Source organism: Agrobacterium sp. NPDC089420, from assembly GCF_044900305.1.
Classification (GTDB): Bacteria; Pseudomonadota; Alphaproteobacteria; order Rhizobiales; family Rhizobiaceae; genus Agrobacterium.
This window is the reverse complement of sequence record NZ_JBJDMY010000010.1, coordinates 72,509-92,696: the sequence shown is the minus strand read 5'-3', so window position 1 is coordinate 92,696 and position 20,188 is coordinate 72,509. Positions and strand designations below refer to the sequence as shown.

Genomic DNA, 20,188 nt, shown 5'->3' with positions numbered 1-20,188 from the left:
AACCATGGCCCTTGTTTCTGAATTTGACTATGGCACCCCGAAATCCCGTTCGAAGGATATGGTTACCCTGACCATCGACGGCCGGGAGGTGACGGTTCCGGCGGGAACGTCGATCATGCGCGCGTCGCGCGAAGCCGGCATCGATGTTCCGAAGCTTTGCGCCACCGATATGGTGGATGCCTTCGGTTCCTGCCGGCTCTGTCTCATCGAGGTGGAGGGCCGCAACGGCACCCCCGCCTCCTGTACCACGCCGGTGGCGCCCGGTCTCGTCGTGCACACGCAGACGGAGCGGTTGAAGCAGATCCGCAAGGGTGTCATGGAGCTTTACATCTCCGATCACCCGCTCGACTGTCTGACCTGCGCGGCCAATGGCGATTGCGAATTGCAGGACATGGCGGGCGCGGTCGGCCTGCGTGATGTGCGCTACGGTTATGAAGGCGACAATCATGTCAAGGCCCGTAGCGGTGATGGCGACCTCAACGCCCGCTGGATGCCGAAGGACGAAAGCAATCCTTACTTCACCTATGATCCCTCCAAATGCATCGTCTGTTCGCGTTGCGTGCGTGCCTGCGAGGAGGTGCAGGGCACCTTTGCGCTGACGATCGAGGGGCGCGGTTTCGAAAGCCGGGTGTCGCCCGGCGCACATGAGGCCTTTCTCGATTCCGACTGCGTTTCCTGCGGCGCCTGCGTGCAGGCCTGTCCGACGGCGACGCTGACCGAAAAATCGGTGATCGAGATCGGCCAGCCGGAACATTCGCTGGTCACCACCTGTGCCTATTGCGGCGTCGGCTGTTCCTTCAAGGCGGAAATGCGCGGGGAGGAGCTGGTGCGCATGGTGCCGTGGAAGGACGGTCAGGCCAATCGCGGCCATTCCTGCGTCAAGGGGCGTTTCGCTTATGGTTACGCCAGCCACAGGGACCGCATTCTCAATCCCATGATCCGCGAGAAGATCAGCGATCCGTGGCGCGAAGTAACGTGGGAGGAAGCCTTTTCCCACGTCGCCTCCGAATTCCGGCGGATTCAGGGGCGTTACGGCCGGGAGTCCATCGGCGGCATCACGTCGTCGCGCTGCACCAACGAGGAGACCTTTTTGGTCCAGAAACTCGTCCGCGCCGGCTTCGGCAACAATAATGTCGATACCTGCGCCCGCGTCTGCCACTCGCCCACCGGCTACGGCCTCGGGCAGGCTTTCGGCACATCCGCCGGCACGCAGAATTTCGACAGCGTGGAGCATTCCGACGTCGTCGTGGTCATCGGCGCCAATCCGACCGACGGTCACCCAGTCTTCGGGTCCCGGCTGAAAAAACGGCTGCGGCAGGGCGCAAAACTGATCGTCATCGATCCCCGCCGCATCGATCTCGTGCGCAGCCCGCATGTGGAGGCGTCCTTCCACCTGCCGCTGAAACCCGGCACCAATGTCGCCGTTCTGACGGCCCTCGCCCATGTGATCGTCACGGAAGGGCTGTTCAACGAGGCCTTCATCCGCGAACGCTGCGACTGGTCGGAATTCGAGGATTGGGCCGCTTTTGTTGCGGAGCCTCAGCACAGCCCGGAAGAAACCGAAAGTTTCACCGGTGTTCCGGCCGGGGATTTGCGCGGGGCCGCGCGTCTTTATGCGCAGGGAGGTAATGGCGCCATCTATTACGGGCTTGGTGTGACAGAACACAGCCAGGGCTCGACCACGGTGATGGCGATCGCCAATCTCGCCATGGCCACGGGCAATATCGGCCGCCCCGGCGTGGGCGTCAATCCGCTGCGCGGACAGAACAATGTCCAGGGCTCCTGCGACATGGGATCTTTCCCGCATGAACTGCCGGGTTACCGGCACATTTCCGACGATGCGACCCGCGACATTTTCGAGAAGCTCTGGGGCGTCAGGCTGAATAACGAGCCTGGGCTGCGCATTCCCAACATGCTCGACGCGGCCGTGGACGGCAGTTTCAAGGGCATCTATATTCAGGGCGAGGATATACTTCAGTCCGACCCGGACACGAAGCACGTGTCCTCCGGTCTTGCGGCAATGGAATGTGTGGTGGTGCACGACCTGTTCCTGAACGAGACCGCGAATTACGCGCATGTCTTCCTGCCGGGCTCCACCTTCCTTGAGAAGGACGGCACCTTCACCAATGCCGAGCGCCGCATCAACCGGGTCCGCAAGGTCATGTCGCCGAAGAACGGCTATGCGGACTGGGAAGTGACCCAGAAGCTGGCGCAGGCCATGGGGCTTGCCTGGAACTATGTGCATCCGTCCGAGATCATGGACGAGATCGCGGCGACGACACCAAGTTTCGCCAGTGTTTCCTACGACTATCTCGAGCGGAACGGTTCGGTGCAATGGCCCTGCAACGAGAAGTTCCCGCAGGGCTCGCCCATCATGCATGTGGACGGTTTCGTGCGTGGCAAGGGCAAGTTCATCCGCACCGAATATGTGGCGACGGATGAACGCACCGGTCCGCGGTTCCCGCTGCTGCTCACCACCGGCCGCATCCTGTCGCAATATAATGTCGGTGCCCAGACACGGCGCACCGAAAACGTCGTCTGGCACGAGGAGGACCGGCTGGAAATCCATCCGCACGATGCCGAACAGCGCGGCGTCAAGGACGGGGACTGGGTGAAGCTCGCCAGCCGCTCGGGCGATACGACGCTCAGGGCGCTGATCACGGACCGTGTGGCTCCCGGCGTAGTTTACACGACCTTCCACCATCCCGGCACGCAGGCAAACGTCATCACCACTGATTTTTCCGACTGGGCCACCAATTGTCCGGAATATAAGGTGACGGCGGTGCAGATTTCACCCTCCAACGGGCCGACCGAGTGGCAGGAGGAATATGACGCGCTCGGCCGCCGTTCACGGCGGATCGCCGGCAAGCTCGAGGCGGCGGAATAGGTGGCCGGCCGGGCAATTCCGGTTTTGTGGGAAAACGAAGGCGCCGGCTGCCGGCCGGCGGGGGGATAAGCCATGTTGCTCAATCACACCGACGAAAAGCTGGTGAGAATGGCGAACCAGATCGCGACGTTTTTTCTGTCCCAGCCGGACAATATCCGCGTCGAAGGGGTTGCCACGCATATCAACAAGTTCTGGGAGCCGCGCATGCGCCGCCGGTTTTTCGAGATGGTGGATGCCGGCGCCGGCGATTTCCTGCCGCTCGTCTTGGCGGCGTCTGCACAGATCAGGCGGCCGGGCGCGCCGGCCGCAGATGCGGTTGGGCTTGGCGAAGACAGCAAGGGCGCGCCGGGCGGAAAGGGGCCGATCGCCGGCGAATCCCTGTCCGAACCGAGCGTGCCGGAGACCGGTGGAGCCTGAACGGCGGGGCCGGATAAACGTTTTACCGCACGGGGGACGTGCGGTGGCAATGGTGTTCGCCCGGCGGGGGTGAACGTCACGTCCAGACATCCACGAGGGAGGAAATGTCGATGGCAGTAGCAGGTGCGACAGCGGGAGAGGCGGCCCAGGCCGGGCTTCTGGACCGCGAAAGGATCATAGCAAGACCGGGTTTTAATCGCTGGCTGGTGCCGCCGGCGGCTCTGGCAATTCATTTATGCATCGGCATGGCCTATGGCTTCAGCGTTTTCTGGTTGCCGCTGTCGAAAGCGCTGCCGGCGACGGACCCCAGTTGCTCCAGCCTCACCCTTGTGGGTGCGCTCTTCACCACGCAGTGCAACTGGCGCGTGGCCGATCTCGGCTGGATCTATACGCTCTTCTTCGTTCTCCTGGGCTGCTCGGCGGCGATCTGGGGCGGCTGGCTGGAACGGGTGGGGCCGCGCAAGGCCGGTTTCGTCTCCGCCTGCTGCTGGTGCGGCGGCATTCTCGTTGCGGCGCTCGGTGTCATGACGCACCAGCTCTGGCTGATGTGGCTCGGCGCGGGTGTCATCGGCGGCATAGGTCTCGGCCTTGGTTATATCTCGCCCGTATCGACGCTGATCAAATGGTTCCCGGACCGCCGCGGCATGGCGACGGGCATGGCCATCATGGGCTTTGGCGGCGGTGCGATGATCGGCGCGCCGCTCGCCAACCTGCTGATGAATACCTTCAAGACCGAGGCCTCCGTCGGCGTCTGGCAGACCTTCGTCGTCATGGCCCTGATCTATTTCGTCTTCATGATGGCGGGCGCCTTCGGTTATCGCATTCCGCCTGCGGGCTGGCGTCCCGAGGGCTGGACAGCGCCCGCCGCCAAGAGCGCGATGATAACCCATCGCCACGTGCATCTGCGCGATGCGCACAAGACGCCGCAATTCTGGCTGATCTGGGCGGTGCTTTGCCTCAACGTGTCGGCCGGCATCGGCGTCATCGGCATGGCCTCGCCCATGCTGCAGGAGATCTTCGCGGGCTCGCTGATCGGCTTGCCCGGCGTGGGTTTTGCGGATCTCGATGCCGGGCAGAAGGCGCAGATCGCGGCGATAGCGGCCGGCTTCACTGGTCTGCTGTCCCTGTTCAATATCGGCGGCCGCTTCTTCTGGGCGTCGATGTCCGACAAGATCGGCCGCAAGAACACTTACTTCTGCTTCTTCATTCTCGGCATCATTCTTTACGCACTGGCGCCGACGCTTGCGACCATGGGTTCCAAGGCGCTGTTCGTGCTCGCCTTCGGCGTTATCCTGTCCATGTATGGCGGCGGCTTCGCCACCATACCCGCCTATCTCGCCGATATTTTCGGCACGCAGTTCGTGGGCGCGATCCATGGCCGCCTGCTGACGGCGTGGGCGACGGCGGGCATCGCCGGCCCGGTGGTGGTCAACTATATCCGCGAAGCGCAGATCGCGGCCGGCGTCGCGCCCGGACCGGCGCTCTATACCAGCACCATGTATATATTGGCGGGCATGCTGGCCATCGGCCTCGTGGCCAATGCGCTGGTGCGGCCTCTCTCGGACAAGTGGTTCATGTCGGATGCGGAGGTCGCGGCGCTTCAGGCGAAGACCGCGGCGGCCAATGCCGGCCCGACAGGCTCCTTCGGCATCGGACGCGGCGGGCTGGACGCCAAGGCGGCGCTTGCCTGGGCTGCGGTCGGCATTCCGCTGCTCTGGGGCGTGTGGGTCACGGTGAAGAGCAGTCTGGCGCTGTTTGGTTGAACGGCCGGCGTTTTCGTCCGCACCGGATGGATACGTCGCTCAGCCGGCATGCCGACTGATCGGGATGCCCGAAGGCGAGGCGGTTGGAAACTGTCCGGTGAACCGCGCCCCGCTCTCTGCAAAATCCCTGGGCTTCGGGGCGGGTCCAAATCCCGCTCCGCAATCATCGGAACCTCGAGACTTCGTCTTCCGGACCGCTTTTTAGAAACCGCCCCGGCGTTCGGCGCCGGGGCGATCTTGTTCCATGCTTCGTCTTGGGGAAGCCATCTGCCGCAGCGGAACCCTGAGCGCCGCATCGCAGGTGTCACAGCCCTGTCGATCATTCCCCGGTTCGGCTGACGGCGGGTGGGGCAAGGTTCGCAGCATTTCGATTTTCGCGGATGATATCCGGTCACGTCCGCTGCTGCGCCGCGCTGTGCGGCAAGCGGGCGACACCTTGGCCCTTGGGCAATTTTCATGGAAGCGACGAAACCGTATTGACTCCGTCCGGCTTTTGGATTTCTTTGTAAACCGGTTTAGTAAAGCGATTTACAAGCCGATGAGAGGTCGAAAAAAGACCCGAAGAGCGGAACAGGAAATGGGAATAAGATGGCGCGAAACCCTGCGACCAGCCTGAAGGACGTTGCCCGTGCGGCGGGCGTTTCCGTTGCGACGATATCGCGACTGCTGAACGGCACGCTGGAGCTGCCGGCGGAGACAAAAACGCGTATCGAGGCCGCTATTCGCGACCTCAATTATGTCCCCAACCCCCATGCCCGGCGTTTGAGCCGTGGGCGCTCGGATACGATCGGCCTGGTGGTTCCCGATATCGGTAATCCGTTTTTCGGCATGCTCGTCGCGGCCGTGGAAGAGGAGGCCGATCGGCGCGGTCTTGCCGTATCGCTGTTCGCCACGCTGAACCGCACGGGTCGCGAATTGTCATATCTGCGACTGCTGGCCCGCAACCATGTCGATGGCCTCGTTTTTATCACCAACCATCCCAATACGGATGAATTGGCGGAACTCATCAACACGACCGGCAAGGTCGTGGTGGTGGATGAGGATGTGCCCGGCGCAATCGTTCCGAAGCTCTTCTGCGACAACGAGCAGGGCGGTCGTCTGGCGGGTGCGCATCTGGCGCAGCATGGACACAGCCGGGTGCTTTATGTCGGCGGTCCCGAGGACATGATCAGTACCGAACGCCGTTTCAGCGGCTTCAAATCCGCGCTTTGCGAGCGGGTGGCGCCGGCAGAGCTGTCGATTTCCAGATATTGCGGCGCATATACGGTCGAATTCGGCCGGGCCGCCGCCCGCCGTTTCCTGGAGGAGGGGCGTCCGGCGACGGCGATATTCGCAAGCTCGGATGAAATCGCCATCGGGTTTATCGAAGTCCTGCGCGCCGAAGGCGTGCGCATTCCGCAGGATGTGTCGATGATCGGGTTCGACGATGTCGGACCGCTGCATCTTTTCGCGCCGCCGCTGACCGCCATTCGCCAGCCCGTCAGCGCCATCGGCCAACGCGCCTTGTCGCTGCTTCTGGAAACCAATTGGGATCAGGACTCTCCGCTGCTGTCGGAGGAACTGCTGCCCGTCGAAATCGTCGTGCGGGAATCCGTTGCACCGCCGGCGGCCTTATAAAACGCAACGAAAACCAACAGAGGAAGAACGAGAATGATGAGTTTCAAACGTCGATATGTTTCCGCAGCTCTCGCTGCGACGGTCATTGCGGGCGCAACTTTGTCTGCTGGCCTTGCCAATGCCGCCGAAAAGACCATCGCCCTGGTGCAGATCAACCAGCAGGCCCTGTTTTTCAACCAGATGAACGAAGGCGCGGAAAAGGCTGCGAAGGAAGCGGGCGTCAAGCTGGTGATCTTTAACGCCAATAACGATCCGGCGGCCCAGAACAGCGCAATCGAAACCTATATCCAGCAGAAGGTTGACGGCATCGCCGTCGTCGCCATCGATGTCAACGGCATCATGCCGGCCGTGAAACAGGCGGCCGCCGCCAATATCCCGGTCGTCGCCATCGACGCCATCCTGCCCGAAGGCCCGCAAAAGGCGCAGATCGGCGTGGATAACGGCAAGGCGGGCGCCGATATGGGGAAATTTTTCCTCGACTATGTGACGTCTGACATGGGCGGCAAAGCGAAGATCGGCGTGGTCGGCGCTTTGAATTCCTTCATCCAGAACATCCGCCAGAAGGGTTTCGAAGACACCATCAAGGACAAGTCCGGCATCACCGCGGCCGGCGTCGTCGATGGCCAGAATGTGCAGGACACCGCGCTTTCCGCCGCCGAGAACCTGATTACCGGCAATCCGGACATGACGGCGATCTATGCCACCGGCGAGCCGGCGCTTCTGGGCGCCGTCGCCGCTGTCGAAAGCCAGAGCAAGCAGAAGGACATCAAGGTTTTCGGCTGGGATCTGACCAAGCAGGCCATCGCCGGCATCGATGCGGGTTATGTCGCGGGCGTCATCCAGCAGGATCCTGCGGCCATGGGTGCCGCCGCCGTCAAGGCGCTGAAAACGCTTGCGGATGGCGGTACGGTCGAAAAGACCATTGCCGTGCCGGTGACGATCGTTACCAAGGCCAATGTCGAACCCTACCGCGCGGTTTTCAAATGATTGCCGCCGGACAGCATCCAGGCGCTGTCGACGGGGCCGGGGGAGATAGTCTCTCCCGGCAGCCCGGTCGCGAAGCGCGCATTTCCCTGCGCAATATCCGCAAGACCTTCGGTTCGCATCAGGCGCTTCGCGGCGTCGATCTCGACATTTTTCCCGGAGAATGCCTCGGTCTCGTCGGTGACAACGCCGCGGGCAAATCGACCCTGACCAAGGTGATCTCCGGCACCTACCTTCCCGACGAAGGCACAATCACGATGGAAGGCGAAACCATTCGCCTTTCCGGCCCTGCCGACGCCCGCAACCGCAATATCGAAATGGTCTTCCAGGACCTGAGCCTGTGCGACCATATCGATGTGGTGGGCAACCTCTTCCTCGGCCGCGAAATCACCAGGGGACCGTTTCTCGACCGGCAGACCATGCTGTCGGAGGCCCGCAAGATGCTGGATGCGCTGGAAATCCGCATTCCGCGCCTGACCGCCAAGGTGGAAAAGCTCTCCGGCGGCCAGCGCCAGGCCATTGCCATTGCGCGGGCAGCCTCCTTCAATCCAAAGGTCCTGATCATGGATGAGCCCACCTCGGCGCTTGCCGTGGCGGAGGTGGAGGCGGTGCTGTCTCTTATCAACCGTGTCAAGGCGAAGGGTGTTTCCGTCATTCTCATCACCCATCGGCTTCAGGATCTGTTCCGTGTCTGCGACCGCATCGCGGTCATGTATGAAGGCACCAAGGTGGCCGAGCGGCAGATCAACGAAACCAGCCTCGAAGACCTCGTCCGGCTGATCGTGGGAGGGCAACGCCATTGACCGTCTATACCGAACGCGCCAAGGGCTCACCGCTGTCGGATTTTATCGCTGAAAACGCGCAGGTCCTGTCGATCGCGGCATTTTTTGCCCTGTGCCTGGTGTTTTTCTCCGCCACGACGGATACGTTTCTGACGGCCGGCAATCTCTTGAACGTCATTCGCCAGGCCGCGCCGATCCTGATCGTCTCGATTGCCATGACGCTGGTTATCATCACCGGCGGCATCGATCTTTCGGTCGGCTCCATGGTGGCGCTGATCAACGCCGTCGGCGCCATTCTGCTGGCGGCGGGTTACGCCTGGCCCCTGGTTCTGGTGGCCATGCTGATATTGGGCGGGGTGCTCGGCCTGCTGCAGGGCTGGTTCATCGCCTATCAGGGCATTCCGGCATTCATCGTCACATTGGCGGGGCTTTCCATCCTGCGTGGTGTGGCGCTCTATATCACCCAGGGTTATTCCATACCGATACCTGATGCGCCGGGCTTCTTCTATCTCGGCCGCGGCGATCTTCTGGGCGTGCCGGTTCCGGCGCTGATCGGAATATTCGTGACGGCGATTGCTTATATCATCCTTTCCAGCACGCGTTATGGACGCCGTGTGGTGGCCGTCGGCTCCAATCTTGAGGCGGCGCGGCGCGTCGGCATGCCGGCGAAGTGGATACTTGCTTCGGTCTATCTGGGCGCCGGGGTGGCATCCGCCATCGCCGGTCTCCTCATCGCCGCCCGGCTCGGCTCCGGTTCCTCCAACGCGGCTGTCGGTTTCGAATTGCAGGTGGTGGCGGCGGTTGTTCTCGGCGGCACGTCGCTGATGGGCGGCCGCGGCACCATTCTCGGCACCGTGCTCGGCACCATGACGATCGCGGTGATCGGCAATGGTCTCATCCTGATGCATATCTCGCCGTTCTTCACCCAGATCGTCACCGGCGCGATCATCCTTGCGGCCATCTGGCTCAACACACGCATCTTCACCACCAATTTCCGCTTCGGCGGAAAAAGAAAGGGGTGATGCCATGGCCTCAGAATTGTCCGAAGGACATGTCCGTTCCGGCAGCGTCATGACCGTGCGCGGCCCGATCGCGGCAGAACGGCTGGGTGTGACGCTGATGCACGAGCATATTCTCAATGATTGCCGGTGCTGGTGGCATGCGCCGAAGACGCCGGAGCGGCAATATCTGGCGGATGGGTTCGTCTGCATGGAAATCCTTGGGGAGTTGCGGCAGGATCCCTTCGTCAACAGGCACAATATTACCCTGGATGACGAGCCGCTGGCGATCGCGGAGTTGGAGGATTTCGCCGCCGCTGGCGGGCACACGGTCGTGGAGCCCACCTGCCAGGGCATCGGCCGGAACCCGTCTGCCCTGAAAAGGATATCGGAGGCGACCGGGCTCAACATCGTCATGGGAGCAGGTTATTACCTTGCCTCATCCCATCCCCGGAAGGTGGCGGGCCTCAGCGTCGACGCCATTGCGGACGAGATCGTGCGTGAGGCGCTTGAGGGCGTCGACGGCACCGACGTCAGGATCGGTCTGATCGGTGAAATCGGCGTTTCCGCCGATTTCACCGCGGAAGAGGAGAAATCCCTGCGCGGCGCCGCGCGGGCGCAGGTGCGCACCGGCCTGCCCCTGATGGTGCATCTGCCGGGATGGCTGCGGCTGGGGCACAGGGTCCTCGATATCGTCGCCGGGGAGGGGGCGGATCTGCGCCATACCGTTCTTTGCCACATGAACCCTTCGCATGACGATCTGGCCTATCAGGGTGAACTTGCCGGCCGCGGCGCCTTCATCGAATACGACATGATCGGCATGGGTTTTTTCTATGCCGACCAGCAGGTGCAATGCCCGAGCGACGAGGATGCGGCCCGCTCCATCGTCGCGCTGGTGGAACGCGGTTACCTGGACCGTATTCTCCTTTCCCATGACGTCTTCCTGAAAATGATGCTGACGCGTTATGGCGGCAACGGCTACGCCTATATTCTCAGGCATTTCCTGCCGCGGCTGAAACGGCACGGCCTCGGCGACGCCACTCTTCAAACCCTCATGCGGGATAATCCGCTCTCGGTCTTCCAGGCGAAGGCCTGACGAACTTATGGAAATGGAAAGATCATGACAAAAAAAGTGCTTCTCGTCGGTGAAAGCTGGGTCAGCTCGGCTACTCATTACAAGGGTTTCGATCAGTTCGGCAGCGTCACCTTTCATCTCGGAGCAGAACCTCTGGTCAAGGCGCTGGAAGGCAGCGACTATGAGCTGACCTATATGACGGCCCACGATGCGGTGGAGAAATTTCCCTTCGACATGGCGGGGCTCGACGCCTATGACGCAATCATTCTTTCGGATATCGGCGCAAATTCGCTTCTGTTGCCGCCGGCGGTCTGGCTGCATTCCAAAACCGTGCCGAACCGGCTGAAGCTGCTCAAGGCCTGGGTCGAAAAAGGCGGCGGCCTGCTGATGGTCGGCGGTTATTTTTCCTTCCAGGGTATCGATGGCAAGGCGCGCTGGCGGCGGACTCCGGTGGAAGATACGCTGCCCGTGACCTGCCTTGCCTGGGATGACCGGGTGGAAATACCCGAAGGTTCGACCGCGGATATCCTGAAACCCGACCATCCGACGGTTGCCGGCCTTTCCGGCGAATGGCCGCTTCTGCTCGGCGTGAATGAGGTGGAGGTCCGCGACCGTGCCGATGTCGAGGTTGTCGCCCGCCTGCCGGAAGACCAGGGCGGGCACCCTCTGCTCGTTACCGGCAGTTTCGGACGCGGCCGCACCGCCGCATGGACGTCCGATATCGGTCCGCACTGGCTTTCCCCCGCTTTCTGCGAGTGGGACGGATATGGCCGCCTGTGGAAGAACATCCTCGGCTGGTTGACGGAAAAGGCATGACGGGACGGTCTAGGTCCACACGATCGAGGCCAGTTCCTCGATGTTCGGAAAAGCGTCCTGGGTGCCGCGGCGGCCCACGGTGAGGGCGGCGGCTCTCGAAGCGTGCCGCAGGGACCGCTCATCCACCGGAACGCCGCGCAACGATGCGGAGGCGAGTGCGACGCCGGTGAAGCAGTCACCGGCACCCGTCGTGTCGATGATGGTCGCGGGCGTGGCCGAGACGGCGAGGGTGCCGGCTTCGCTCACCAGCAGCGAGCCTTCGCCGCCAAGGGTGACGACGACCCGGCCGACGCCGGCCGAAAGCAGAACGGCGCCAGCCCGGGTGCCGCTTTCGCCGGTAAGCTCTTCCGCCTCGATGCGGTTGAGAAAGGCGACGTCGATCAGCGGCCAGAGGCCTGCGAACCAGGGTTGCAGCGGCGAGGGATTGAAGGCCGTTACCATGCCCCTCGATTTTGCAGCCTCAAGGATCGCCAGGGTGGTCTTTTCCGAAAGATTGCCTTGCAGGACCGCGAGGTCGCCGGCAACGGCATCGCGCAGCGCACCGGTCGCAGCCGCTTCGCCAAGTGCCGACGCAGCGGAACGGGTGGTGATGATGGAGTTTTCACCGTCCGGCGTGGTCAGGATGATGGAAATATCGCTCGGACCATCGACCGCGGCGAGTTGCGGCCTCAGGCGCTCGCGGGCAAGGGCGGCGCGTATCGCGGCGGCGCGTTCATCCGTGCCGACGGCGGCAACCAGCGTGGTTTCAAGGCCGCATCGTGCAAGGACGATGGCCTGGTTGCAGCCTTTGCCACCGAGACTGCGGGAAGCCTGCGCGCCGAAAATCGACGCCCCCGCTTCCGGCAGCGCGGAAATGGAATAGGTTTCATCCAGTGCGATATTGCCGATAACAAAGGCGCGCATGCAGAACTTTCGAAAGGGACAGAAATGCAGACCATATCCGACAACGCGGCCAATGCCATTCAGGAAATTTTCGGTCGAAGCAAGGCGCTGATCGGCATGATACATTGCCCCGCCTTTCCCGGCGCGCCGCGTTATCGCAGCGCGAGCATGGATGCGATCTATGATGCCTGCATGCGTGATGCGGAACGGCTTGTCGAGGGCGGCATGCACGGACTGATCGTCGAAAACCACGGAGACGTCCCTTTCTCCAAGCCCGACGATATCGGGCCGGAAACATCGGCCTTCATGAGCGTGGTGACAGACCGCATCGTTCGCGCCGCCGGCGTGCCCGTCGGCATCAACGTGCTGGCAAATGCTCCCATTCCCGCCCTCGCCATCGCCATGGCGGGCGGGGCAAAGTTCATCCGCGTCAACCAATGGGCCAATGCCTATGTGGCCAATGAAGGTTTCATGGAAGGCCGCGCGGCCGAGGCGATGCGCTATCGTTCGCTGCTGCGGGCCGAACATGTCAAGGTCTTTGCCGACAGCCACGTCAAGCATGGCGCGCATGCGATCACCGCCGACCGTAGCATTGACGAGCTGACCCGCGATCTCGCATTTTTCGATGCCGACGCCGTCATCGCCACCGGCCAGCGCACGGGCAACAGCGCCACCCTCGAGGAGATCGAGGAGATCGGTGCGGCGACGCACCTGCCGCTTCTGGTCGGCTCCGGTGTCCATGACGGCAATATTGTCGAAATCCTCAAACGCACCAATGGCGTCATCGTCGCTTCTTCGCTCAAGGAGGGCGGGGTCTGGTGGAACCCGGTCGAACTGTCCCGCGTGCGTTCTTTCGTGGCGGCAGCCCGGCCCGGCCTTGATGCCTGACGAGGAGACGGCAATGGGACAATTGGTAGTCAACGGCGAAAGACTTCTGGCAAATCTGGACCGCTTCGCGGCAATCGGCGCCACCAAAAAGGGAGGCGTGAACCGTCAGGCGCTGACCGGGCCGGACCGCGAGGCCCGGCGGCTGCTGGCGCAACTTGCCGTGGAGCGCGGATTCTCCGTGTTTCAGGATCCCATCGCCAATCTTTTCATTTGCAGGAAAGGACGGGACGACAGCCTTGCGCCGCTTCTGATCGGCAGCCATCTCGACAGCCAACCGTCAGGCGGGCGGTTCGATGGCGCACTTGGAACGCTTGCGGCTTTTGAGGTTATCGAGACGCTGGAGGATTTCGGCATAGAGACCGAGCGCCCCGTGGAGGTCGTCGCCTTCACCAATGAGGAAGGCTGCCGGTTCGCACCCGGCTGCATGGGGTCGACAGCCTTTGCAAGCCGCACCATACCATCCGGCTGGTCGAGCCTGCGGGCTGCGGATGACGGCGCCGAATTTGCGGGTGAGCTTGCCGCGACCCTGCAAAGCCTGCCCGGGGCAGGCATGCGCGACCTCGGTTTTCCCGTCTTCGCCTTTCTCGAGGTTCATATCGAACAGGGTCCCTCTCTTGAAAAGGAAGGACTGCCGATCGGGATCGTCACGGGCATACAGGGCACACGCTGGCTGGAGGTGACGCTGAGCGGACAGACCGCGCACGCGGGAACGACGGCGCTCATATACCGACGCGATCCGTTTCATGCGGCTGTGAACGCGCTGGGGTCGCTTTTTGCCGCCATCATGCCATCGGACCCCGCCGCCCGTTTTACGGTCGGTCGAATTGCGGTGCAGCCCGGCGCCGTCAACGCCATTCCGCAAACCGCCGCCTTCACCATCGATCTTCGGCATCCCTCATCCGAAAGGCTGGACGAGATGGAGGAAAAAATCCGTGCGGTTGTGCACGACGCGGCATCGGCGCAGGGCTGCGAAGCGACGATCCGGCAGATGTTCGACATGCCGCCCGCGAATTTTGAGGCAGGCATTCTGTCGGCCCTCGACCGCGCCGCGCAGGAGCGCGGCTTCGCGACGCGGCGGATGTTGTCGGGTGCGTTTCACGACGCGCTGTTCATGAACCGGGTCGCGCCATCGGCGATGATTTTCGTGCCGTGCCGCGACGGTCTCAGTCACAACGAGGCGGAGCATGTCGAACCGGAGCATAGTGTTGCGGGCTGCAACATGCTGTTGGCCGCGATCCTTCAATTGCCGTCACTGGTGATCGTTACGGGATAAGAGCCGATCAGCCTCGATTTGGCGCATGGTGTCGGGCGGCGGTGGTGCCGGCACTATCCGCGGCGCGCGGTGCCGACAGCGATGACGGGACCGGTCGCCTGACCGGTCGGCGAGCCGCCGAACGGTTCGATGCTGATCGCGAAGGTCGTGCCTTCGGTTATGTTGCCGCGCATATCGGCGGGAATGATAAGGTCGCCATTGGTGCCGGGCTGGAAAACACCGAGCGAACGGGTTTTTCCGCCATCCATGACAAGCCACAGTTCCAGCGATTTTTCGTCCGTCTTGCCGGTTGCCACGGGTACGATGCGCATTCGACCCGATTCCGCGTCGTAGGAGGCAAGGAGATTGACCTGGCTGTCGGTCGTGGAAAGTTCGGCCACCAGCGGGGCGGCTCCCTGCCACCTTTCCGGAAACGCAGCGTAAACAATGGCGGCCACGGCGGCGGCGCTGGTGGCGACAGATAGCCAACGCCAGAAGGATGCGGAATTCCAGAGACTGCCATTGGCATTGACATTCCTGGTGCCGAACAGGCGTTCCTCGATGCGGGCGAGAACAGCGGCGCTTGGCAGCTGCTCTTCGTAATCGGCGTTGAAGTCGGAAAATTCCGCTTCCCAGCGCTGTACCAGCTGTGCGAAGACCTTGTCGTCCTGCATGCGCCGTTCCAGTTCGCGGCGTTTCCCGAGCGGCAGGACGCCCAGCACATATTCGCCGGCGAGGATTTCGTCGCGCCCGTGCATGCCGCCGCTTTGTTCGCCCGCCGTCATCGCTGCATGCACTCTCTGAGCTTGAGAAGGCTGCGACGCAACCAGGTTCTGACCGTGTTCAGCGGCACGCGCAATTCATCGGCGAGTTCGAGATAGCTCAAACCCTCGACATAGGCCCGGCGGACGGCCTGCGCATGAGCCGTCTCGAGTTCCCGCATGCAGTCGTCGATCCTGCGGCCTTCATCCGCAAGCACGACCTGCTGTTCGGGATCGCGAATGGTCTCGTCGGCAAGATCGTAGGCCTCGCCAATATCGTCATTTATCGGTTTGCGTGCGCGGATCGTGTCTATCGCATGGTTGCGGGCGATGGCTGCAAGCCATGTGGCCGGTTTGCCGGCACTTGCGGCAAATGTGCGGGCGCGTTGCCAGATCTTGATATAGATTTCCTGCAGCGCCTCTTCCGCCTCCGTCCTGTCACGCAGGATTTTCAGGCAGATCGCAAAAAGCTTCGGACTGGTGGCCTGATAGAGCGAGACGAATGCCGAACGATCACCCATGCCGACACGGTTGATTAGGCTTGCGATCTCTGTACCCTGCATTCGAAGGTTCCTTGCTGCTTTTCCTTTATAGGGGTGTTCCCTGCGGGAAAACAAGGCGCTCATGCGAGGAAGTTCGCGTCGTGCCGGCCATATGGTGATCGGATCGAAGCCGCTGGCAATCGGGACGGTCATCATCACAGTCCCGCCGGATTTTCGAGCGGACCGACGAGCCGGACCGTGATGAGATAGCCGATTGCAGCCGCCGCCGCGGAAACGAAAGTTCCCCAGAGAAGGTCGGCGACGGTCAGTGTCGTCGACCAACTTTTCAGGGTGGCCTGGTTGGTCAGGTCGTAGGTGGCGTAGGCCATGAAGCCGACCACCGCCCCATAAAGCAGCGCAGTCGTCCATTCACCCGAGAGAAAGGCCGGGCGAACGGCGAGAAAGGTCAGCCCGGCCGCGTAGACGAGGTAGAACACGATCGCCGGAGCAAGCCTGAAATTATCCGCCAGAAGATCGCCTATGGCCGGGCGGTAAAGACGCGACGCCATCGTGCTCAACCAGATGAAATCGATCACCAGAAAGGCGACGAGAGTGAGGAAATAGGCGGCGAGATAGGTCTTCATCGTTGTTTCCTTTGCGGGGCATTAAGAGGGAGGCGAGGCCGGTTTCCGGTCGGAAGACAATGGAACAAATGGATGGAACGACGCGGCGATGGGCGCTAGTCGATCCGGGTCCAGTTGACTCCCTTGCACAGGAGACCGGCGACGATGCAGCCTTTCGTGACCATGCTGTTGCCGGTTATGGTCACCGTTATCTTGTAGGATTTGTCGCGTTGCGGGTCGAAGGCGGTGCCGGAATAACGTCCGCCGTCCCCCGGCCTTATGTCCATGATCAGGCGGTCACCGGCCTTTTCTTTCGGGGTGCCGGGTTTGATCCAGGTGTTGGTTGCGCAGATTTTGTCGCCGCACGCAGCGATGACCACCTTGGCGTTGCCATCGCCGCGCGCCCAGTTGCCGTCGATGTCGGCTGCCGTGGCGCTGAATGCGGCCAGCAGCGGACATAGGGCGGATGCAATTCTCAATCCGTTGATTTTCATCCTCTTTCTCCGCAAGTTGGCCCCGCCTATTGGTGTTCTATCGTGTAGAAGCCGACATTTATGGTCCCTTCGGCAAAACCCGCCTCGCAATAGCAGAGGTAATAATCCCAAAGCCGGCGGAAGCGGTCGTCGAAACCGAGCAGCGAGATCGTCTGCCACCGCGCGTGGAAACGCTGGCGCCATTCGGCAAGCGTGCGGGCATAGGACTGGCCGAAAAGTTCCGTTTCCGTGAGTTTAAGGCCGGCCGTTCCGACCGCTTTTTCGAGCGCGGCATCGCAGGGCAGGAAGCCGCCGGGAAAGACGTATTTCTGGATGAAATCCGCCTTGCGCCGGTATGTGTCGAAGCGGTTGTGTTCGATGGAGATGATCTGCAGCACCGCGTGGCCGCCGGGTTTCAGGCAGCGTTTCAACGTTTCGAAATAGCTCGGCCAATAGGCTTCGCCGACCGCTTCGAACATTTCGATGGAGACGATCCGGTCGAATTGACCCTCTACGTCGCGGTAATCCTGCAGCCTGAGATCGATGCGGCCAGCCCTGTCCGCTTTTTCCGCCGCGTCTTGCGCCCAGTGCAACTGGGAGGGGGAGAGGGTGATGCCGGTGACGTCGGCATGGTGCTGCGTGGCGAGGTGGATGGCGAGCGCACCCCAGCCGCAGCCGATCTCCAACACGGTTTCACCGCCGCTCAATTGCAGTTTCTCCGCAATGCGCGTGAGTTTCTGCACTTGCGCCGCCTCCAGCGTCGGCGTGGCGTCGTCGAAAATCGCCGACGAATAAAGCATCGAGGGATCGAGCCACTGCCGGTAGAACTCGTTGCCGAGATCGTAATGCGCCTCGATATTGCGGCGGCTGCCGCGTCTGGTGTTGGCGTCCAGCCTGTGTCCCATGCGGTTAAGCATGCGCATGGGCAGGCTGCCGCGCATCGACGCTTCAAATGCCTGGCGATTTTGGGCTGCAAAACGGATCAGGGCCGTCAAGTCCGGGGTGCTCCAGTCGCCTTCGATGAAACCCTCGGCAAAGCCGATGTCGCCGTTCAGCAGCAGGCGCCGGATCGCTCGCCAGTTATGCAGGACGAGGATCGCTTCGCTGCCGTCCTTTTCGCCGGATTTTTCAACGCTGCCGCCGGCGGGAAGGATGATGCGCAATCTGCCGCTGTCGATGTTGCCCAACAGCCGGCCGATGAGCCAAGCACCAGGGCCGCCCCGAGGGTTCAGGCAGGTATTTTCCGCCGATAGGTCGGTGAGATTGTCAAACGGGGTCATGAATCTTGGCCTCGATTTGCGACGATGAAGGATGAACGAAGGAAACGGGTGCGGCAGGCGGCGATGGTCGTTTTCTCAGCCGCACGCCCTTCAGCCAGATCTTCAGGGCTTCCCAGTGAATGCCCAGGACGACCTTCAGTGTCAGGAAAGGGATGGCGACGAAGGCTTTCAGGAGTGCGCCGTCCGTCAATGCGACGCGCCGGGCGAGATGCCGGGCCGTCAGGACGACGCCGTCCCTGTCGAAAGTATCGATGACGATTTTAAGCCTGTCGCCGGGCGGAACGACACGGAAAACATAATGGAGGTCCATGTCCATGAAGGGCGAGACATAAAAGGCCTTGTCGCATCGCTGGACGATTTCGCCCGCTTTGCCGGCTTCCACCGGAATGAGGTAGGAATGGCGTTGCCCGAAGGTGTTGTCGACCTCCCAGAGGATGGCTTTGAGCGTCATGTCCTGCCCGTGGCAGAAGAACACGCTGAGCGGATTGAAGGCCCAGCCGAGCACACGCGGCATGGTGAGCAAACGTATCGGCCCTCCATCCACCGCCATGCCCGCCGCCGTCATCGCCGCCTCGATCTGCTGGCGCAATCCCGTCGCGCTTCCGTTGCCGCGGTCTTTCCGATGGAATGAGAACAGGTTGAACCGGTCGACGGAGAAAAACCGCAATTTCCTGTCGAGCAGGTCAAGTTCGTCGAGGTCGAGAAGCAGCGAATAAATCCGGTAGGCGAGTTTGTGCGGCTTCGGCCTGAAACGCGCATGGGTCACATGGCCCGGAAAAAGCGCCGAGGCGAGGGGAGGCATCATGCCGTCGCCTCCATGAGCTCCGTCTCCGTCGCAATCGTCGCCAAATCCAGGCGAATGATGCGGCTGCTGTCGTCGGCAACCGTCCATGGCCGCGTCACGCCGCCAAGATCTTCGGCGACGGCAAGGCCGGCCTGAAGGCCGTCCTCGTGAAAACCCGATCCGAAATAGGCACCGCAGAACCAGGTATTTCGCAAACCCTGCAAGGCCCACAGGTTCTGACGCATCTGTTCGGTGCCGGCGTCGAAAACGGGATGATGATAGGTTTCCTCGGCGATGATCTTTCCCGCTTCCGGTTCCCGCATCGGGTTCAGCGTCACGAAAGTGTCGGGGGTTTCGCCCAGGGGCTGAAGCCTGTTCATCCAGTAGGTGATGCTCGGCTGGGCGGAATCGAGGCGCGTGTCTGCCACATAGTTCCAGCTTGACCAGGCGGCGCGACGGCGCGGCATGAAACTCTTGTCCGTGTGCAGCAGGGCGCGGTTTTGCGTATAGGCAAAGGCGCCGAGAATGCGCCGCTCAGCGCGCGAGGCGTCCGCCAGCATGTCCAGCGCCTGATCCGCGTGGGTTGCGATCACCACGTCATCGAAGCGCGCGGCTTCGCCGTCTGCGGTGATGATCTCGACGCCGTTCGACTGGCGGTGAATGCGCGCCACCGGTGTCGAGAGACGAATTCGATCCGCAAACGATGCCGTGATGCGTTTTACATATTCGTGTGCGCCACCGACGACGGTGCGCCAGACCGGCCGGTTGCGCAGCAGCAGCAAACCGTGATTGCGGCAGAAGCTGATGAAATGCGCCGCAGGATACCGGCCGACCTCCATGGCCGGCGTGGACCAGATGGCCGCAGCCATGGGGTAAAGATGATCCTCGCGGAACGCCGCACCATAACGGTTGCGCGAAAGATAGTCGTCGAGCGACAGGTCGCCCATCAAATGCAGGTCGCGCGGGGCGTTGCGGTAAAACCGCAGGAGGTCGGCAAGCATCGCCCAGAACCGTGGTCTCAGCGCATTTCTCTTCTGCGCCAGCAGGCCAAGACCGGTTCCGCCGGAATATTCAAGATCGCCATTGTTGAGAGAAACGGCAAAGGACATGTTGGAGGCGGCGGTCGGCACGTCCAATGTCCGGAACAGGGCGGTGAGATTGGGATAGGTCCTCTCGTTATAGACGATGAAGCCGGTATCGACAGGAACCGGTCCGCTGTCGGTATCGAACGTCACCGTGTTGGTGTGCCCGCCGATACGGCCGGCCGCCTCGAAAACCGTGACATCGTGCCGTTGCGACAAAAGCCAGGCTGCCGACAGGCCGGAAATTCCCGTTCCCACAATGGCGATGCGGCGCCGGCAGTCTTTTTGTCTCGCTTCGGTGTCGGTCATCTATCCTCGCTATCGCATTCCAAAAATTCGTCT

The 20,188-nt window shown here is 62.0% G+C and carries 19 protein-coding genes; 11 read left to right on the top strand and 8 right to left on the bottom strand.

Translation table 11 applies throughout. The features are described from left to right. Window positions 1-4: 4 nt before the first annotated feature. The 9 genes from fdhF (at window position 5) to ACI2KA_RS16495 (ending at window position 11,339) form a co-directional block, all read left to right on the top strand. Window positions 5-2,887 carry a formate dehydrogenase subunit alpha gene (gene fdhF, locus ACI2KA_RS16535; protein ID WP_404503552.1) on the top strand — a complete coding sequence of 961 codons (2,883 nt, stop codon included), beginning with the start codon at window positions 5-7 and terminating at the stop codon, window positions 2,885-2,887. Window positions 2,888-2,959: 72 nt separating this feature from the next. Beyond that, on the top strand, window positions 2,960-3,304 hold the full coding sequence (locus ACI2KA_RS16530) for a formate dehydrogenase subunit delta (RefSeq protein ID WP_404503551.1): 345 nt from the start codon (window positions 2,960-2,962) through the stop codon (window positions 3,302-3,304). Between the two features lie 110 nt (window positions 3,305-3,414). Beyond that, window positions 3,415-5,067 (top strand): OFA family MFS transporter, encoded by a 1,653-nt coding sequence (locus ACI2KA_RS16525; protein WP_174030005.1) that lies wholly within the window; start codon window positions 3,415-3,417, stop codon window positions 5,065-5,067. A gap of 588 nt (window positions 5,068-5,655) precedes the next feature. Then, window positions 5,656-6,684, top strand: a complete 1,029-nt coding sequence (locus ACI2KA_RS16520; RefSeq protein WP_404503550.1) for a LacI family DNA-binding transcriptional regulator — start codon at window positions 5,656-5,658, stop codon at window positions 6,682-6,684. 33 nt (window positions 6,685-6,717) lie between these two features. Further along, the gene (locus tag ACI2KA_RS16515) at window positions 6,718-7,671 is read left to right on the top strand and encodes a substrate-binding domain-containing protein (RefSeq protein ID WP_174030007.1); all 954 of its coding nucleotides are present in this window, start codon (window positions 6,718-6,720) and stop codon (window positions 7,669-7,671) included. Continuing rightward, window positions 7,668-8,471, top strand: a complete 804-nt coding sequence (locus ACI2KA_RS16510) for an ATP-binding cassette domain-containing protein (protein ID WP_110759576.1) — start codon at window positions 7,668-7,670, stop codon at window positions 8,469-8,471. The genes ACI2KA_RS16515 and ACI2KA_RS16510 overlap by 4 nt, the downstream gene beginning before the upstream one ends. After that, complete coding sequence (locus ACI2KA_RS16505; protein WP_110759578.1) at window positions 8,468-9,472, top strand: ABC transporter permease; 1,005 nt, start codon at window positions 8,468-8,470, stop codon at window positions 9,470-9,472. The genes ACI2KA_RS16510 and ACI2KA_RS16505 overlap by 4 nt, the downstream gene beginning before the upstream one ends. A 4-nt stretch (window positions 9,473-9,476) precedes the next feature. Further along, the gene (locus tag ACI2KA_RS16500) at window positions 9,477-10,544 is read left to right on the top strand and encodes a phosphotriesterase (RefSeq protein ID WP_404503549.1); all 1,068 of its coding nucleotides are present in this window, start codon (window positions 9,477-9,479) and stop codon (window positions 10,542-10,544) included. Window positions 10,545-10,568: 24 nt separating this feature from the next. After that, a complete protein-coding gene (locus tag ACI2KA_RS16495; protein ID WP_404503548.1) occupies window positions 10,569-11,339 on the top strand; it encodes a glutamine amidotransferase in 771 nt (256 codons plus the stop codon). Window positions 11,340-11,348: 9 nt separating this feature from the next. Here ACI2KA_RS16495 and ACI2KA_RS16490 read toward each other — a convergent pair whose 3' ends face one another. Then, window positions 11,349-12,242: a ribokinase gene (locus ACI2KA_RS16490; RefSeq protein WP_404503547.1), complete on the bottom strand. Its 894-nt coding sequence runs from the start codon at window positions 12,240-12,242 to the stop codon at window positions 11,349-11,351. 24 nt (window positions 12,243-12,266) lie between these two features. Here ACI2KA_RS16490 and ACI2KA_RS16485 point away from each other — a divergent pair, with 24 nt between their 5' ends. Then, the gene (locus ACI2KA_RS16485) at window positions 12,267-13,109 is read left to right on the top strand and encodes a BtpA/SgcQ family protein (RefSeq protein ID WP_404503546.1); all 843 of its coding nucleotides are present in this window, start codon (window positions 12,267-12,269) and stop codon (window positions 13,107-13,109) included. A gap of 13 nt (window positions 13,110-13,122) precedes the next feature. Then, a complete protein-coding gene (locus tag ACI2KA_RS16480; protein WP_404503545.1) occupies window positions 13,123-14,382 on the top strand; it encodes a Zn-dependent hydrolase in 1,260 nt (419 codons plus the stop codon). 53 nt (window positions 14,383-14,435) lie between these two features. Here ACI2KA_RS16480 and ACI2KA_RS16475 read toward each other — a convergent pair whose 3' ends face one another. The 7 genes from ACI2KA_RS16475 to ACI2KA_RS16445 form a co-directional block, all read right to left on the bottom strand. Further along, window positions 14,436-15,146 carry an anti-sigma factor domain-containing protein gene (locus ACI2KA_RS16475; RefSeq protein ID WP_404503544.1) on the bottom strand — a complete coding sequence of 237 codons (711 nt, stop codon included), beginning with the start codon at window positions 15,144-15,146 and terminating at the stop codon, window positions 14,436-14,438. Then, window positions 15,143-15,685: a sigma-70 family RNA polymerase sigma factor gene (locus tag ACI2KA_RS16470; protein ID WP_110759686.1), complete on the bottom strand. Its 543-nt coding sequence runs from the start codon at window positions 15,683-15,685 to the stop codon at window positions 15,143-15,145. Before ACI2KA_RS16470 ends, ACI2KA_RS16475 begins: the two co-directional genes overlap by 4 nt. A 134-nt stretch (window positions 15,686-15,819) precedes the next feature. Beyond that, window positions 15,820-16,248 carry a DUF2177 family protein gene (locus ACI2KA_RS16465; protein WP_404503543.1) on the bottom strand — a complete coding sequence of 143 codons (429 nt, stop codon included), beginning with the start codon at window positions 16,246-16,248 and terminating at the stop codon, window positions 15,820-15,822. Between the two features lie 95 nt (window positions 16,249-16,343). Continuing rightward, window positions 16,344-16,721 (bottom strand): DUF2147 domain-containing protein, encoded by a 378-nt coding sequence (locus tag ACI2KA_RS16460; protein WP_404503542.1) that lies wholly within the window; start codon window positions 16,719-16,721, stop codon window positions 16,344-16,346. Between the two features lie 26 nt (window positions 16,722-16,747). Continuing rightward, window positions 16,748-17,980 (bottom strand): class I SAM-dependent methyltransferase, encoded by a 1,233-nt coding sequence (locus ACI2KA_RS16455; RefSeq protein ID WP_404503541.1) that lies wholly within the window; start codon window positions 17,978-17,980, stop codon window positions 16,748-16,750. Further along, the gene (locus ACI2KA_RS16450) at window positions 17,967-18,785 is read right to left on the bottom strand and encodes a DUF1365 domain-containing protein (protein ID WP_404503540.1); all 819 of its coding nucleotides are present in this window, start codon (window positions 18,783-18,785) and stop codon (window positions 17,967-17,969) included. Before ACI2KA_RS16450 ends, ACI2KA_RS16455 begins: the two co-directional genes overlap by 14 nt. Then, a complete protein-coding gene (locus tag ACI2KA_RS16445; protein WP_404503539.1) occupies window positions 18,782-20,155 on the bottom strand; it encodes an NAD(P)/FAD-dependent oxidoreductase in 1,374 nt (457 codons plus the stop codon). The genes ACI2KA_RS16450 and ACI2KA_RS16445 overlap by 4 nt, the downstream gene beginning before the upstream one ends. Window positions 20,156-20,188 lie beyond the last annotated feature (33 nt).

Bases quoted from the DNA above. Each gene is read 5' to 3' on its own strand.
- fdhF (WP_404503552.1), top strand. From the start codon at position 5: ATGGCCCTTGTTTCTGAATTTGACTATGGCACCCCGAAATCCCGTTCG.
- ACI2KA_RS16530 (WP_404503551.1), top strand. From the start codon at position 2,960: ATGTTGCTCAATCACACCGACGAAAAGCTGGTGAGAATGGCGAACCAG.
- ACI2KA_RS16525 (WP_174030005.1), top strand. From the start codon at position 3,415: ATGGCAGTAGCAGGTGCGACAGCGGGAGAGGCGGCCCAGGCCGGGCTT.
- ACI2KA_RS16520 (WP_404503550.1), top strand. From the start codon at position 5,656: ATGGCGCGAAACCCTGCGACCAGCCTGAAGGACGTTGCCCGTGCGGCG.
- ACI2KA_RS16515 (WP_174030007.1), top strand. From the start codon at position 6,718: ATGATGAGTTTCAAACGTCGATATGTTTCCGCAGCTCTCGCTGCGACG.
- ACI2KA_RS16510 (WP_110759576.1), top strand. From the start codon at position 7,668: ATGATTGCCGCCGGACAGCATCCAGGCGCTGTCGACGGGGCCGGGGGA.
- ACI2KA_RS16500 (WP_404503549.1), top strand. From the start codon at position 9,477: ATGGCCTCAGAATTGTCCGAAGGACATGTCCGTTCCGGCAGCGTCATG.
- ACI2KA_RS16495 (WP_404503548.1), top strand. From the start codon at position 10,569: ATGACAAAAAAAGTGCTTCTCGTCGGTGAAAGCTGGGTCAGCTCGGCT.
- ACI2KA_RS16490 (WP_404503547.1), bottom strand. From the start codon at position 12,242: ATGCGCGCCTTTGTTATCGGCAATATCGCACTGGATGAAACCTATTCC.
- ACI2KA_RS16485 (WP_404503546.1), top strand. From the start codon at position 12,267: ATGCAGACCATATCCGACAACGCGGCCAATGCCATTCAGGAAATTTTC.
- ACI2KA_RS16480 (WP_404503545.1), top strand. From the start codon at position 13,123: ATGGGACAATTGGTAGTCAACGGCGAAAGACTTCTGGCAAATCTGGAC.
- ACI2KA_RS16475 (WP_404503544.1), bottom strand. From the start codon at position 15,146: ATGACGGCGGGCGAACAAAGCGGCGGCATGCACGGGCGCGACGAAATC.
- ACI2KA_RS16470 (WP_110759686.1), bottom strand. From the start codon at position 15,685: ATGCAGGGTACAGAGATCGCAAGCCTAATCAACCGTGTCGGCATGGGT.
- ACI2KA_RS16465 (WP_404503543.1), bottom strand. From the start codon at position 16,248: ATGAAGACCTATCTCGCCGCCTATTTCCTCACTCTCGTCGCCTTTCTG.
- ACI2KA_RS16460 (WP_404503542.1), bottom strand. From the start codon at position 16,721: ATGAAAATCAACGGATTGAGAATTGCATCCGCCCTATGTCCGCTGCTG.
- ACI2KA_RS16455 (WP_404503541.1), bottom strand. From the start codon at position 17,980: ATGACCCCGTTTGACAATCTCACCGACCTATCGGCGGAAAATACCTGC.
- ACI2KA_RS16450 (WP_404503540.1), bottom strand. From the start codon at position 18,785: ATGATGCCTCCCCTCGCCTCGGCGCTTTTTCCGGGCCATGTGACCCAT.
- ACI2KA_RS16445 (WP_404503539.1), bottom strand. From the start codon at position 20,155: ATGACCGACACCGAAGCGAGACAAAAAGACTGCCGGCGCCGCATCGCC.